The following is a 14,717-nucleotide window of genomic DNA, read 5'->3' on the forward strand; positions in this document are numbered from 1 at the left end:
GACTCTTTCGGGCTATATTCAAGCTATCTAAGTATTAATAATGTTACAAATATAAGTATTTTAAATTACGAATAGAGTTGGCGATCTAAGAAGAAACGGTTTCCCCGTTCTCTGAAAGAGCACGTGAAACATATAAATCCTTATCTTTCCAGCAACAACAGATGCATCTCTCGATGCACCTGTTCATCTTATATCGGAGAGGTGTACCGGCTGTACTGGATGTCCATCTCATTGAATGAAACCCCATCTTTATGCAATAAAAAGGTGTTCACCCCTTCTGCTCCCCACCACTCCAGCCCAAGCACTAGACCGTTTGCGGTTTGGGCTGCAAATAGCAACGAGAACATCTCCGGTGTGACTTCACCCCCATCATCCACCCGCCACACTGAGTTTCCATCATCCTGAAGTACAGCTGGGTAATCAGCAAAGACTAGTCCATTACTATCTTTCAGAACGAGACAGAATAGCATATTATCGTCTTGTTTTACGAATTGAACGAGAAATAGTTCCTGCTCTACAGACACATCCGCAAGCTTCCAAAGATGCAAGACTTCCCGACCTTTTGCTTCCACCATACTGCTTCGCACACTGTCTTCTGCCGTAGCTGTTTCCTGATTCACACCCGCTAGCTTTATCGGTAAAAGCGACTGCAGATTGAAGTCCGCAGCATCTACCACATAATAGGTTTCATCCGGGACTGCGCTGCCTTCTTCCAAAGTAAAAAGATAGCCAGGCAGGTTAATGAAATTAAGCGCCAGTTCTCTGCCGTTATTCTGCTCGTTCCCTGCCTGCCATTTCTCGAATTTTATGGTAAGCACTTGGCCATTGTTGCCAATTGCCTTATTCAGCAGCGCCATTTCCTGCTCTTTCCCTTCATCCTGCCCCGTAACAAGCAGGTGCTTGCCATCCCCGTCGGCAAAACCGAAAATCGCCCCTAGATGCCCCGTTTCTAGATAAGCAGACGAAAGCTCTACTGTTGGAGAAGGTGTTGAAGCAGGTGTTAGTGTAGGCGCTTGTGTAGATATCGGAGTCGGATCTACTGCCGCTGTATTCGTGTTTGGTCCTGAGCAGCCTACCAGCATAAGAAGAACAACGAAACTCCCTAAGTGTCTATTCATACGCATTCCTCCAGGCAAAAGATCAGAATATGTCCATGCTGAGATAACGCTCTCCAGTATCGGGGGCAATACAAAGCACCCGTTTTCCGGGACCAAGACGCCTTGCTTCCTGCAGCGCTGTCCATACCGCTGCTCCACCGGAGGGGCCGATCAATATTCCCTCCTGTGTAGCCATGGCTCTCACTGTATCGAGTGCAGCCTCATCAGAGACCTGAACAATCTCATCGTAAACCTTTGTATTTAGAATGGCTGGTATAAATCCCGGGCTGGTGCCAACCAGCTTATGAGGTCCAGGTTTGCCGCCGGATAGTACCGGCGAGCCTTGTGGCTCCACGACAACAATCCGGATATCCGGAAGATGCTGGCGCAGCACCTCACCAGTTCCGGTTATGGTACCGCCAGTACCTGAAGTAGCGACGAATACATCCAGTCTTCCCTCCAGCTGCTCCAAAATTTCCAGAGCAGTTGTAGTTCGGTGGATATCTGCATTGGCTTTGTTCTCGAACTGCTGCGGAATAAAGCTGTCGGCAACCTGCTGCCCCAGCTCAAGAGCTTTGGCAATGGCCCCAGGCATTCGCTCCGCAGCAGGAGTCAGCACAACTTCTGCACCATAGGCTTTTAGAATATTAATCCGTTCCTTCGTCATATTATCAGGCATAACCATAATGGCCTTATAGCCCTTTGCTGCCGCATTCATCGCCAGTCCGATGCCTGTATTGCCACTCGTGGGTTCAATAATGGTGCCCCCTGGCTTCAATAATCCTGCTATTTCTGCTTGCAGAATCAGGTTGTATGCCGCCCGGTCCTTTACACTGCCGCTGGGATTGAAGAGCTCCAGCTTCACATAAATTTCGGCATCGAGAGGTCCAGTCAACCTGTTAAGCCTTACGACTGGTGTATTTCCGATCAGCTCGATGATATTGTTAACTACCCGTTGCGACATGGGAGAGCCTCCTTCATTCCTACTATTTAACCCCCATTGTAGCGCGACCACTGCCTCCTGTCGATTCCAAGGGATAAGCCAGCATACGAAATCCAACCTAAAAACCGCCTCCCCTATAAAAGCGGAAGACGGTTTTCTCATGCTAACTGTAATCGTACATGGTTACGGATTAACGTTAATCGTAAAGGTTGATGTCGTATTTTTAATATTGGTTACTGTGTTGGTAATCTTCAGATTGTTAAAGGTAACCGAACCGACTGCCGGACCTTGACCGGCTTCAGCCGCTTCATTGGCCCAAATGCCGACACCCGATTTCGCATCGAAAGCATCCCCGCTCTTTTGCGCACCGGAAATGGTGATATTCGTGAATATCGTGTCAGCGACCGGGAATTGGGCTGTGGAACCGACATAGTTGGTCTGGAACATGATGCCGTGATAGGTTGGGTCGATAATATCCACATCACTGACGCGAATACCCTGGAACACCTTGGAGGCTGAGAAGACCCAAATCGCCGGGAAGGTCTGTGATCCCCAGAAATGACCACCTGCCCGCACAACCGAAATGTTCTGGAAGTTCGTAGTTGGAGAGGCGCCAAATCCATTCATCGGATAACCAAAGTCCAGCGAGCTGATGGTAATCCCGGAATAACAAAGCGTATCTGCGATGTAAATGTTACGGAAGGTATTGGCATAACCACCATAGACCGCTACACCCGCTGCACGCCAGGTCAGGATTGAAGTCAGGTTCTCGTAGACATTGTCCTTCATATCCGCCCCGCCGGAATCAATCGCCGAGAATAACGCGAAGCTGTCATCCCCCGTTGCCCGGGCTTCATTATTGGACACCAGATTGTTTGTGCTGCCGTTAGTCATATTGATTCCATCGGCGAAGGTGTTGCGGATACGGGAATTCTTGATCACCATGTTATCGGTATTTGCACCCCAATACATGCATACCTGATGCTCGGTCCAGATATTATCAATCGTAATGTTGGCGACATTCGCGAAGTCAAATACTTTACCAGGACCATCGATACGGGAGGTATAGTTGCCAAAGTACGAAAAATTCGCAAAGGTTGATCCGTTAGCCGTATCGCTTGCTCTAAATCCAATATCCGTATTCGCTTGAGAAGTAGGAGCGACAAACCGTGTATACCATGGTCCAGCGCCAATGACTTTTAACGCTTTGCCATAGACTTGGAATTTGCTGGAGGTCTCATACGTACCCGCAGGCAAGTATACACCTACAAGGTTTCCAGTTGTATCCATACGGACTTTATCCAGCGCATTTTGCACATCTTGATGCGTGAAGCCAGTAGGTACTGCATATTTAGCCGGATCTGGATTGGCAATCAGTGTTACCTGCTCCAGACTGACAAAGTCGATCGCATACTGCGAGGTATTGGCTGTATCCTTTTGCAGTCTGATCGTGCTTCCGGCTGGTATTGTGCTGTCGAACATGATATTTGCTTCGTCATAAATGTGGCGTGGAGAGCCAGCCGTTGGCGAATTGCCAGGTGCTGTCTCCGAGCCGTATAGCCAAGCAAACTTGGAGGTAAGGCTAATCGCCTTGGTGAAGACACCATTCACATAAATATTGAGTGTAGCATTAGTGCCATCTCCACCGGCTGCATCCGGAATAGAGAAGCGGGTTACGAGCGTATTGGTGCTGGCTTTAGTCGTGAATTCAACATAACTGCCTGTTGTATTCAGCGTCACCGCTCTTCTGCCCGAGGCTTCACCGGCAAGATCACCGATCGTGCGGTTGGCCGCAAGCTTAACTGCTCCGCCGCCCACAACTCCATCCTCGGCTTCATACATGTCGTAAGGCATGTTAGCCCCACGGCCGATGTAAAGGGATTGGGTCTGAATATTATTGGCCCGCTTTACGGCAAGCTCATTGGTATCCACTGCAATTTCACTCTTCACAGTGTATTTACCATTGACCGCTGTCCAACTGCCAAGGCTGATTGGTGCTGTTGTTACGCCACTGGCAATTACACCCGTGTATGCGCTGGTCATGGTTTTGACTACTGCATTGCTGGTAGTGTCAGTGACCGTAAGCGTAATGTTATGCGTACCGCTGGCGGAAGCTGCGGTGCCTTGATTCTTGATAGCTACCGAGAAGCTGACTGCGTTGCCACCGGCAGGATTGCCTGGAGTCCAGCTAACGGAGGAAGCAATCAGATCGGAACTGGATACGGGAGCTACCGTTAGTGAAGTTGGATTAGTGAAGCTATTATTAGCATCATTCAATTCAATGACCGTATTGTTCTCATCAACCTTTGCACTTAATGCATAGGTGGCCGCATCCTTGGCACCGAGGTTAAGGGATACAATGGTCGAAGCACCGGCTGCCAGAGCAGCGACCGGAGCTGTTCCTGCAAGTGTAGTCCCCAAGTAAAAGTTAATATTCGTAGCACCCGAAGCTGCGGTGCCACTATTTTTGACAGCAGCAGTTAACGTAATGGCATCTGTCTCCACTGGAGCAGCAGGACTCCAGGACATGGCTGTTACGGTTAAATCCGGATTGGCAGCGGGTGTGCCGATAACCTGGAATTCTGCAACCTGACCCGCGCTTGAGCCGGAATTGGTAGTGAATTTCAGTTGAACTTCGCTGGCTGTTGCTGTAACCGGAATAGTCACGGTATTTCCAGTTGCTGGATTGAAGGTATAGACGGTCGCCGGAACAAGACTGGAGAACGCGGCAGTCGTCTGATTGTGTCCAAGCACCTCAACGGTCTGAGTGCGGGTGGCCCAAGCAGAGGCTGGGTTCAGCTTCAATACAACAGACGTAATGTTGGCATTTGCCCCAAGGCTTACAGTCAGGGTATTCGGATAGCTTCCGCCTGCACCCTCCCAATAAGTCGTAACATCGCCATCATTCGCATTGGCTGGCACGAAGGTAAAGACGGATGATGAGCCATTGATAGACTTACTCAGCGCCAGGTTTGCGCCCGGTCCTGTTGTAGGCGTTGCTGTCGGTGAGGCAGAGGGTGTCACTGTTGGTGTGGGCGTTGGTGTTGGTGTAGGAGAAACTGTTGCTGTTGGAGTAGCTGTTGGAGCTATGGTTGGAGTAGGTGTTGCTGTCGGTGTTGGTGAAGCTGTTGCCGTTGGTGTTGCCGCCGGAGTCAGACTCAGATTGTCCAGATTCACATTGCCTGTATCTGTCGAATCATACTTATAGGTGATGGTATTAACACCAGCTGTTAAAGCCAGTGTTTCAACTTTGGTTGACCAAGTATCCCAATTCGCCAGATTGGCAAGGGTAGTTTGTTTAATCTTCGTTCCGTTCACATAGATGCTGAGCGTCTTGGCTCCACCGGATGCATTCGCATATTTAAGCAGCGCATCATAGTTACCGGCAGAGGAGACAGAAACGCTAAAGCCTGTAGTTGCTCCCTGAGTCAGGTAGCCATCTACAAAACCGCTTCCCGTGTAGCCAGTATGGTCTGTATTGGTTTTGGCGCCACCGGATAACGCAGCAGCCTCCGCTTCATAGGTCCCTGTAGGGACGGATGTTGTGCCATAAACTTCAAATTCCGAGACCTGCGCTGCGGGCCAAGCTGTATTTGCCGTAAAATTCAATTTGACATAGCGTACATTTGCTGCCGTAAAATTGATTGTCACCGTATTGGAGCTGCTGGACGGATTGAAGTTATAACTGGCGGCGGCGACCAAGTCGCTGTAAGCAGAGTCATTCGTGCTGCCTTGCACGGAAAGCGTCTCCGTTCTTGCTTCCCAAGCCGCAGGCAGTTTAAGCACAACCTGATTCACACTGCTGTTGCTACTTAAGTCTACTTTTAACCATTGTGGAAAAGCATTGCTTGCGCTCTCCCAGTATGTCCCTTGATTACTGTCATTGGCATTACCCGCTACATATACATCTCCAACCGAGCTTGAGGTTATGACCTTCCCTTGAGCCAAATTGCTTGCTGCTGAGCTAACGGATGGAAACAACGCCAATTGTCCTATAAACAAAACAACAATTAAGAAATACATCAGGACTAACCTTCTGGTAGAAGCTTTATGTGCTGCCATCATTAACAACCACCTCCCAGGATTTTGTGGAGCTGTGCTGCCTTAAGAGCATTCTGCTAATCTCTCATTTCGTATGCGCTTTCATAAATATTCCCCGTATAGTATTCTCCTTATAATATTCGCCTCCCGATTCAGAAGTATAGGACCCAATACTTGCTACAACAATACTCTCTATTACTAGTTGTGAGTTTATAATAGCGTCAAGGTAATCTTAACTTTCGCAGCAAAAAGAACGCTCAACCTCTTGCGTAAACAGGCAAAACTACCAACCTTAATCGCAAGTTACTGTGACCGAACCTCGAGGGCTGACTATAAACTAACTAATAATGGTAATAATATAAGATATAGTTAGGTCTTAGTCGATGACAATTTCTATCCTCTTTATGTGCTATCTTACGATCCACAAATCCCAACATTAAATAGGGCGGAAATATGTCTCCGCCCTAAGTCTATGAATCTTTAGATTATCACATCAATAGCTGCTTTAACTCCGCAAAACTACTTACAACTCCATATGGCTCGTAACTAGACTCAGATGCGGCAACCAATGGATTAAACCAGATCGCACTCCACCCTGCCGCGCGAGCGCCGGCAATGTCCTTCTGCCAGGAATCACCTATATAGAGGCAGTTCTGCGGGGCTGTTTCGGTTCGCTCATTAGCGAACTGGAATATTCGAGGGTCGGGCTTCGTATATCCCACCGCTGCGGAAATAAAAATCCGATCTTCGGGTATGTAACGTTCCAGACCGAGGGTCCGAATCTTCTTCCACTGGTGCTCTTCATTACCATTCGTAATAATACCGACTACATAATCCTTCGCAAGCAACTTTTCCAGTAACTCCTCCGCACCCTCAAACAGCTTCATCTGTCCCTGCAGCTGGATATAGTGCCGCTGAATTTCCGCTCCCTGTACCTCACTTATGCTTATACCAAACTCTGCAAGCGCATCTATAAAGCGCTGTTCTCTCATTCCTCTGGACTGTTCGCTGTGGGGTGAGGCTTGCAAAAGATTACCCGCTAAAGATAACCGTTCACTATGCTGACCGATCCGAAAATAAGCTTGCTCGTAAGGAAATGTATCCGACAGCTTTAGTACGGCATCCAGCGCAGCCTTAGTTAAAGCAAACTGGCTGTATAATGTATCATCCACATCGAAAAACACTGCTTTCTTGCTATTGACTAGCTCCTTCAAATGTATCACTACTTTCATTGGACATTAGAACCGCAGGCTGTAGGAGGAAGTGCTGCAGATCCTTCTCCCTCTTACTTATTCTCGGTCTGTAACCTTAGTCCTGCGTTCAAGGTTACACATTAAATCTGGCTACTAATCCCTGCAGCCCTTGAGCCATTGTACTCAACTCACTCGCCGAGGAAGCAATTTGCTCTACCGAGGCCATTTGCTCTTGTGAAGCCGCCGATACATTCTGGGTGCTCGCGGCAGTGGTTTCAGAGATTAGCGTAACGGTGCGGATCGATTCTACAATCTCATCCGTGGCAGCGGTAATCTCTTCTACTGCTCCTGAGACCTCCTGAACTTGTCCAGCCAATGAGTCTATAGATAAACGAATCTCTCCAAAGGAACGTCCGGCCTCCTGGATAATTTCTGTGCCCCCCTCTACTTCGATGATGCTGCTCTTCATAACCTTCATGGCTACATCAGCATCTGTCTGTATCCCCTTCGCCATGTCAGCAATCAGATTGGCCGATTCAGCGGATTGCTCCGCCAGCTTGCGGACCTGATCCGCAACTACGGCAAACCCTCTGCCATGCTCACCTGCCCGTGCCGCCTCAATCGTTGCATTCAGTGCCAGCATGTTCGTCTCGGAAGCAATTCCCTTAATTACACCAACAAGGCTGCTGATTTCCTGGGAACGCTTCACGAAACCTAATACTTGTCCGGACAATGTTTGAATGGAGTGATTGATCGAGGCCATCTGCTGGCCAGCAGCCTGAAGCGATTCATCACCGGCAATTGCAAATTCTGCGGAGCGCAGTGAAGCCTCAGAAATATCCTGTACGCTGGTAGCAATCTGGCCGATCCCTATCGACATTTCATAAATTGTCGTCATATTGGTCTGTAAATCATTCATCTGTTGGCCCGTTCCAGAAGCAACTTCACCCATAATATCTGCTATCCGTTCCGTAGCCTCAGCGGTCGAACCACTATCCGCAGTAAGCTTGGCAGAGGAAACTGCTAGACCCTTAGCTGATTGGTTAACCTGTTCAATCATTGCTCTCAGATTATCTGTCATTTTATTATAATTCGTTGCTAATTCACCGATTTCGTCCTTCGAACGGACGTTTAGCTTGCGCGTAAGATCAGCGTCACCATCAGCAATTTCTTTTAATTGATGGTTTACATCACGAAGCGGTTTAAGAATCCGCGCCGATAGCAGGAGGGCAATAATCAATGCCAATACAACCGATAAGCCCGTCACTCCAAAGCTGACAATCATTGCATTGTTACGATGCTCGTCCGCTTGGGTCTGCTCCTTTTGGATCTCTTCTGTCAGCATTTTTTGGAAGACTACTTGAGATTCAATCATTGAGTTAAGAGATAAGTTGGTGAAGGATTTCTGAGCTTCCGGAAAATTCCCAGCCTTCGCTAAGGCGAAGGCCTCTTTGAGTACAGTCAGGTAATCATTCCATTTCCCTTCCAGGTCGGTGACTCCTTTGAGCTCCGCTTCACTTAACCCCTCGCTCTTAAGTGCAGTTATCGATTCGCTAATGGTCGGCAGGATGGCCTCGTACTGAGCGAGATATGTGCTTCCAGCATCCGTGTTGCCCATGATATAACGGGCACCCAATTCATCCGCGTTACGGATCTTATCCGTCAATCCTTGAACCAGCGATAGTTTATTCCAGTTTCGATTAGCCTGATCTGTCAGCATGGAAACTTTTCCCTGAAACAAGGTATTACCCGCAATAGCAACCAAGAAGACAATGATAACAGCGGTGAAACCTAATAATATTCTCGCCCGAATTCCTTTAAACATAGTTATTTCCTCCATATCTGTATGTAATATGCACCGTGAAACTTGTAAATCAGTATGTATATCCTGTAGCCTCTCTGATACTTTCATCCTACAACTCCAGGCTTAAATGAACCTGAAATCGAACTGAGAGTAAGCTGAAAGTACTATTCTGATATAAAAAGAGATTGCCACAAGTCATTTAAAATGACCTAAGGCAATCTCTTTGTTATTCCAATGCTATTCGCAAATCCCCTCAGATCGCAATCTGAGCCATCAATGCGTATATTTCTTCTTTACTGGCAGCTTCCGCCAACGCGGCGCGGAAATCGTCATCCACCAGCTTGCGGGAGAGTTGCTGCAATATCTTCAGATGTTCATTACCCGGCTGATGCTGGGGGATCGCCAGCATGAATACAATAGTTACATCCTCATCATCGATACTGTCCCAATCCACGCCAGTCCGGCTAATGCCAAGTGCGATGGCCGGTCTGGCTACGCCTTCCGATTTGCCGTGCGGTATTGCGATCCCGAAGCCAATACCTGTAGAAGATTCCTTTTCACGGCTTAATACAGATGCTTCAAAGACAGCTTGATCACTCAAAGCCCCAGTTTGCTGAAGCAGTCCAGCCAGTTCGCTAACAATTTCCCGTTTTCCAGTGGACTCCAGCGTTAATTGTATACTTTCCGGTTTAAGTAAATCTGTAATCAGCATAATTCTTTACTCCTATCTCTTCTGTTCTCTATTTGTAGTTATTCTCTTGCTGCTTGTTTTTGATTGCTCACATTGTCCTTGCGTTGCTTCAAATCCTTCAGGAAATTGACACAGAATGCCGTAACAAAGGTACCCACTACTATGGCGATGATGAACATCAGAACATTATCAATCGCTCCAAGTAACGCTACTATTGGACCACCATGCGGCACGCTGTCCCCAACTCCACCCAGCATAGCGATGACTGCTCCCGACATCGCACCTACCATCAAGCTTGGAATCACCCGCAGCGGGTCACCGGCTGCAAATGGAATTGCGCCTTCGGTTATGCCGCATAAACCCATTGCTAACGCAGCTTTCCCCGCTTCCTTTTCTTCCTTGTTGTACAGATTTTTACGCAGCAGCGTAGCTAATCCCATACCTAGAGGAGGCGTACAGATTGCTGCAGCGATTGCTCCCATGACCGCAACATTCCCCGCGCCAATCATCGAGGTTCCGAACAGAAATGCGACCTTATTCACCGGTCCGCCCATATCAAAGGAAATCATGGCCCCGAGGATCAGTGCGAGCAGTATGGAGCTGCTTCCCTGCATCCCATTTAAGAACTCGGTCAGACCATTCATCAGAGAAGCAATCGGTTTACCTACGACAAATATAAATACTGCGCCTGTAAGTAAGGTGGAGATAATCGGGATCACCAAGATCGGCATAATCGGCTGGACCATTTTGGGTACTTTCCATCTCTTAATCCAAAGTGCTAAATATCCGGCCAGAAACCCGGCTACGATACCGCCGATAAAGCCAGCGCCTGCAGAACTATCGTAAAAGCTGCCATTCGCGGCAATAAATCCGGCGATCATACCAGGTGCAATACCGGGACGGTCAGCAATGCTATAGGCGATAAACCCGGCCAGAATCGGCACCATAAAGGTAAAAGCTGCTCCTCCAATATCACTGATATGCATCCAGAAAGAGTTCTCCGGAATTGCTAGCCCAGTGGGAGTCGGCTCGCCGCCAATCGCTAGTGCCAGTGCGATCAGCAATCCACCAACGACAACGAACGGAATCATGTAGGATACACCACTCATCAAATGACGGTAGATCAGATTTTGCTTGCCTCGGATTTCCTGCTTCGCTTCCTCAACAGATTTCAGCTTCTTGGAGGCTTGCGGCGCAACCACTGTTCCATCCAAAAATAGTTGGATCAGCCTTTTCGGATCTTTGACAGCATCCTTCGTTCCACATTCATAGATTGCCTTGCCTGCGAACCGGGATAGATCTACCCCTTTGTCAGCGGCAATAATAATACCGTCCGCTTCCGCAATATCTTTATCGGTTAATACATTTTCTGTGCCTACAGACCCCTGTGTCTCCACCTTGATCTCCACATCGAGCTCTTTCGCAGCTCTGGATAGCTTCTCCGCAGCGATATACGTATGGGCAATGCCCGTTGGACATGCAGTTATTCCTAATAGCTTCATTACTTCTCCTCCTTGATTGCTGGCATCTCCCCTGAAATAACAGAACCCTTATCAGGTTGTATACCTATCATAGCTGCAAAAGAATGAAGAAGCGGCAGGATTACTTCCGCATATACCGGTAAAAAAGCGGAGACTACCCCCGTTTCTCACCTGCCAAAAGTGTCATAGTCTTCTCAGGGGTTGCTGTTCGCAGACTCTCAAGCAGCTCCTTGTCTTCGATAAAATCGGTAATCTCGTGAAACAATTCCTGGTGTTCCTCTCTGGAGGCCGGAATGTAAGCCAGCAGCAAAACCCACTCGATCTCGCTCTGTCCCCAGAAGATCGGGGCCTTCAGACGAGCGAAGGCTGCAGAAGAACAAAGGATAAGGGAAGTCTCTCCATGCGGCAGTAGCAGTCCGCCACCCACCGTGGTCGGCGATCGCATCTCACGAATGATAACGGTCTCAGCATAATCGGACTTCACGGTTCCCTCCTGTTCCAATAGTCCAGCAAGGTCCATCATGGCTTCAAATGGATGGTCGATCACAAGATCTAACAGGAGACGACCCGGGTGGAGTAAACTAGCTATCAACGGATAGGAACGGCGGTGCATATGTCGATCGATAAAGCTTTCCACACGCTCTTCATCCTCCTCCATGAATAAGGGGGAAACGACGATCACCGGGAGCGGAGCCCCTTTTAACGGAATCACACTGATTACAAAATCAATATCTTTCAGGCTATCCTTGTCAGCCCTCCGCAAATTCTCTTCACTGATGACATCGACAACGGTCAAGGAAGTGAACTTACGACAGATTTTCGTCTTTAGAAGCATGCTGATGCCAACGCCCATAGAACATACGATCAGAATGCGATTTCCTGCCCCATCATGCCGGGAAATCCTTTCAAAGGCCGCTTGGAAATGCAGAGCCGCATAGGATATCTCATCATCGGTGAACAGATATGATACCAGAAGCTCATCCTTATGCACTACCTCAGCCACTATATCAAAAATATAATAGTAGCTCCGTTTGATTTCCTTCAGCAGCGGATTGGGATAAGAGACCCCCCCGGCCAATCGGCTTAAGGATGCTTCAAAGTGGAAGACCAAACCTTTCTCCAGTTCGGAATCTCTGCTGAAGGGAAGTCCTGTCCGAAGTGAGACGAGACTGATGAGATGAGCTCCCATATGCTGTGCTTGCTCCGAGGGATTCGTCGCGCCAAAATTCGAGAAATTAACATGACGCTTAGCCCCGCCAACCATCCAGGCCAAATAATTCTTCTCCGTCTCTGGAAGTCGAAGCGCGAATAATTGCTCAATCTCGGCGGCTAACTCCAGCGCAACAGCATCATGTGCAGGAACCGGAACGGCCTTAGTTACAGTTAAGACATGGTTCAGCTTGACGCGTGATATTGTCAACAGAATCGTATAGTTTAAATAATGTAAAGCTTCGCCTGAGAACTCCACACCTAAACTTCTCTCTGCCACCCGAACGATATGGCGGGCTTTCTGGGCATCAGAATCCAAAAAGAGCTCTTCCAGAATGGTCCCCGGAATCCAACGGGCTTGAAGCTCTATAATAGAGTTGAGGAAAAACTCCCGTATCCGTTCTTCCTCGCCTTTAATTTGATAGCCGTCCTTACGGGAGCTTTCCAGCTTTAATCCATAACTCCCCAAGTGTTTCTGAAGCGTTTCCAAGTCTTCATAAATGATGTTCTTATTCGTATATGAACGGTCACTAAGCTTATCAACCGTGACCTTGCAGGAATCCAACAGCAGCAGCTTGAGATTCGCAAGCCAGCGGCTAGTAGCCTCTGACAAACCTGTTGAGGGGTCGTTCAGCGCCGCTTCAATATCTTGCCGCTGGCTTTCACTGATTATGGCGAAGATGCCTTGATTCGGTTTTCTGACAATCTCTCCGAAACTGTTTGTTGACAGCCATTCATCGATAATTTTGAGATCATTCCGAATGGTCTTCTCCGACACCTTCAGTTCTCCGGCGATAACTGCTGCGGTTACGGGACCGACCTCCGGCTTGATGCACCGCAAGAGAACTTTGCGCTGCCGCTCATTCATGGATTCACCTATCCTTAATCGTACTATTTATAGTAGATTATAACATAACCTAGAAGATCCTCATTTTCCTTTGAAAATCAGAATTCCACCAATCATCACGCCAATACCAGCGAGCTTGTTCCATTGTAATGGTGTCTTCGTCACACCAAACAGCCCCATACTATCGATGATCAAAGCAAAGATCAATTGGGCTACCAGTATAAAAGCAACCGAATACGCCGTTCCGAGTCGTCCCATCCCCTGCATAACCGAGAATACTATGAGCACGCCCAAAGCACCGCCAAACAGATAACCTTTATTGACCGACTGAAACTGACCCAGATGACCATCCCGAATAAAGAGATAAATAATAAAGGATACAATAAATCCCGAGCCGTGAACAAAGGAATTGGTTAGCCAAAAACCTACCTTTTCACCTAGCCGTGTATTCATTGCCCCTTGAATTGCAATCACGATCCCTGCGAGCAGAGAATAAAAGATGCCTGCCATGATATCCCCCTGTCTATTCGTACAAATTCCCGTTTGCCAGCTCTGACAGCTTGGCTTCATCAAGTACGCTCAAGCGGCCACGCTTACGGGCAATCATCCCCTCATCAATGAAGCGCCGCACAATTCGATTCAGATGCCGATAGCTCGTTCCAAGCAATTCTGCTGTCTCGATCAGGCTTGAGGTACGGATCTCCTCCACACGTTGGGCGCCGCTGTTGTCGGCAAATAAAGACAGCAAATAGCTGGCAAAGCGATTCTCCACCGGATACAGCAGGTTGAGGGCTGACGTCTGCCCTAGTGTATACAACTTATGACTTAGCTCCCCGACCAGAAAGCGGAGCAAAGCTGCATTTTCCTCCAGCTCTCGCAGCAGCAACTTTCTTCCCGCCACCAACAGCAGGCTGTGACCTACGGAGTTGACCTGATTTTTGACGGGATACTGGTGTAATAATTCTACATCTCCAATAAGCGCCATCGGTTTGGCAAACCTCACCAGCATTGATTTTCCATTGGGCAACAACGTCTGGATCTTAAGCTTCCCTTCGACCAGCACAAATAGACCATCAATATGATCGCCAACGGAGCAGATAGCTTCCCCATCCTCATAACACCGCAGCTCCATCTTCTGGGTAACCCTCGGGCTAAATATTCCGTCCAGACCGTGCTCCACCGCCAGGACGCGGATTGCTTCACGGTCATAAATCGTCTGCATTCTCTGCATCCTCCTTATGTTTACTTGCTTCAGTGTAGATTAGAATGCCCAGCAGAAAAAGGACATATGTCCTTAAATGATAACTTCGCACTTATGCGGGTTACATAATAAAAACCAAATGTTATCAATCCACTGCAAAGGGACTGGTAAACATTTGGTTCGAGTTAGAATTACTGTTACTATTATTGA

General features: G+C 48.0%; 10 protein-coding genes. All 10 read right to left on the bottom strand.

What is annotated here, in order from left to right; genetic code table 11:
• Positions 1–188 precede the first annotated feature (188 nt).
• The 10 genes from GJB61_RS06335 to GJB61_RS06380 all read right to left on the bottom strand — a co-directional run bounded on the left by GJB61_RS06335 (position 189) and on the right by GJB61_RS06380 (position 14,528).
• Positions 189–1,118 (bottom strand): hypothetical protein, encoded by a 930-nt coding sequence (locus tag GJB61_RS06335; RefSeq protein WP_154117619.1) that lies wholly within the window; start codon positions 1,116–1,118, stop codon positions 189–191.
• A 22-nt stretch (positions 1,119–1,140) separates the two neighbouring features.
• Positions 1,141–2,061 (bottom strand): cysteine synthase A, encoded by a 921-nt coding sequence (gene cysK, locus GJB61_RS06340; protein WP_154117620.1) that lies wholly within the window; start codon positions 2,059–2,061, stop codon positions 1,141–1,143.
• Positions 2,062–2,223: 162 nt separating this feature from the next.
• Complete coding sequence (locus tag GJB61_RS06345) at positions 2,224–6,105, bottom strand: galactose-binding domain-containing protein (RefSeq protein WP_154117621.1); 3,882 nt, start codon at positions 6,103–6,105, stop codon at positions 2,224–2,226.
• Between the two features lie 464 nt (positions 6,106–6,569).
• Positions 6,570–7,313 (bottom strand): HAD family hydrolase, encoded by a 744-nt coding sequence (locus GJB61_RS06350; protein ID WP_154117622.1) that lies wholly within the window; start codon positions 7,311–7,313, stop codon positions 6,570–6,572.
• A gap of 94 nt (positions 7,314–7,407) precedes the next feature.
• The gene (locus GJB61_RS06355) at positions 7,408–9,099 is read right to left on the bottom strand and encodes a methyl-accepting chemotaxis protein (protein ID WP_195724253.1); all 1,692 of its coding nucleotides are present in this window, start codon (positions 9,097–9,099) and stop codon (positions 7,408–7,410) included.
• A 232-nt stretch (positions 9,100–9,331) separates the two neighbouring features.
• On the bottom strand, positions 9,332–9,790 hold the full coding sequence (locus tag GJB61_RS32345) for a fructose PTS transporter subunit IIA (RefSeq protein WP_154117624.1): 459 nt from the start codon (positions 9,788–9,790) through the stop codon (positions 9,332–9,334).
• 38 nt (positions 9,791–9,828) lie between these two features.
• Entirely contained in the window at positions 9,829–11,271 is a 1,443-nt protein-coding gene (locus GJB61_RS06365) for a fructose-specific PTS transporter subunit EIIC (protein WP_154117625.1), read from the bottom strand.
• Positions 11,272–11,404: 133 nt separating this feature from the next.
• Positions 11,405–13,327 carry a BglG family transcription antiterminator gene (locus GJB61_RS06370; RefSeq protein ID WP_154117626.1) on the bottom strand — a complete coding sequence of 641 codons (1,923 nt, stop codon included), beginning with the start codon at positions 13,325–13,327 and terminating at the stop codon, positions 11,405–11,407.
• A gap of 60 nt (positions 13,328–13,387) precedes the next feature.
• Complete coding sequence (locus tag GJB61_RS06375) at positions 13,388–13,816, bottom strand: DMT family transporter (RefSeq protein ID WP_154117627.1); 429 nt, start codon at positions 13,814–13,816, stop codon at positions 13,388–13,390.
• Between the two features lie 13 nt (positions 13,817–13,829).
• Positions 13,830–14,528, bottom strand: a complete 699-nt coding sequence (locus tag GJB61_RS06380) for a Crp/Fnr family transcriptional regulator (protein ID WP_195724254.1) — start codon at positions 14,526–14,528, stop codon at positions 13,830–13,832.
• Positions 14,529–14,717 lie beyond the last annotated feature (189 nt).

The organism is Paenibacillus monticola (assembly GCF_009664975.1).
Taxonomy (GTDB): Bacteria; Bacillota; Bacilli; order Paenibacillales; family Paenibacillaceae; genus Paenibacillus_AQ; species Paenibacillus_AQ monticola.

What these genes read in the sequence shown, in the direction of transcription:
- GJB61_RS06335 (WP_154117619.1), bottom strand. Translation starts at nt 1,118, where the DNA reads ATGAATAGACACTTAGGGAGTTTCGTTGTTCTTCTTATGCTGGTAGGC.
- cysK (WP_154117620.1), bottom strand. Translation starts at nt 2,061, where the DNA reads ATGTCGCAACGGGTAGTTAACAATATCATCGAGCTGATCGGAAATACA.
- GJB61_RS06345 (WP_154117621.1), bottom strand. Translation starts at nt 6,105, where the DNA reads ATGATGGCAGCACATAAAGCTTCTACCAGAAGGTTAGTCCTGATGTAT.
- GJB61_RS06350 (WP_154117622.1), bottom strand. Translation starts at nt 7,313, where the DNA reads ATGAAAGTAGTGATACATTTGAAGGAGCTAGTCAATAGCAAGAAAGCA.
- GJB61_RS06355 (WP_195724253.1), bottom strand. Translation starts at nt 9,099, where the DNA reads ATGTTTAAAGGAATTCGGGCGAGAATATTATTAGGTTTCACCGCTGTT.
- GJB61_RS32345 (WP_154117624.1), bottom strand. Translation starts at nt 9,790, where the DNA reads ATGCTGATTACAGATTTACTTAAACCGGAAAGTATACAATTAACGCTG.
- GJB61_RS06365 (WP_154117625.1), bottom strand. Translation starts at nt 11,271, where the DNA reads ATGAAGCTATTAGGAATAACTGCATGTCCAACGGGCATTGCCCATACG.
- GJB61_RS06370 (WP_154117626.1), bottom strand. Translation starts at nt 13,327, where the DNA reads ATGAATGAGCGGCAGCGCAAAGTTCTCTTGCGGTGCATCAAGCCGGAG.
- GJB61_RS06375 (WP_154117627.1), bottom strand. Translation starts at nt 13,816, where the DNA reads ATGGCAGGCATCTTTTATTCTCTGCTCGCAGGGATCGTGATTGCAATT.
- GJB61_RS06380 (WP_195724254.1), bottom strand. Translation starts at nt 14,528, where the DNA reads ATGCAGACGATTTATGACCGTGAAGCAATCCGCGTCCTGGCGGTGGAG.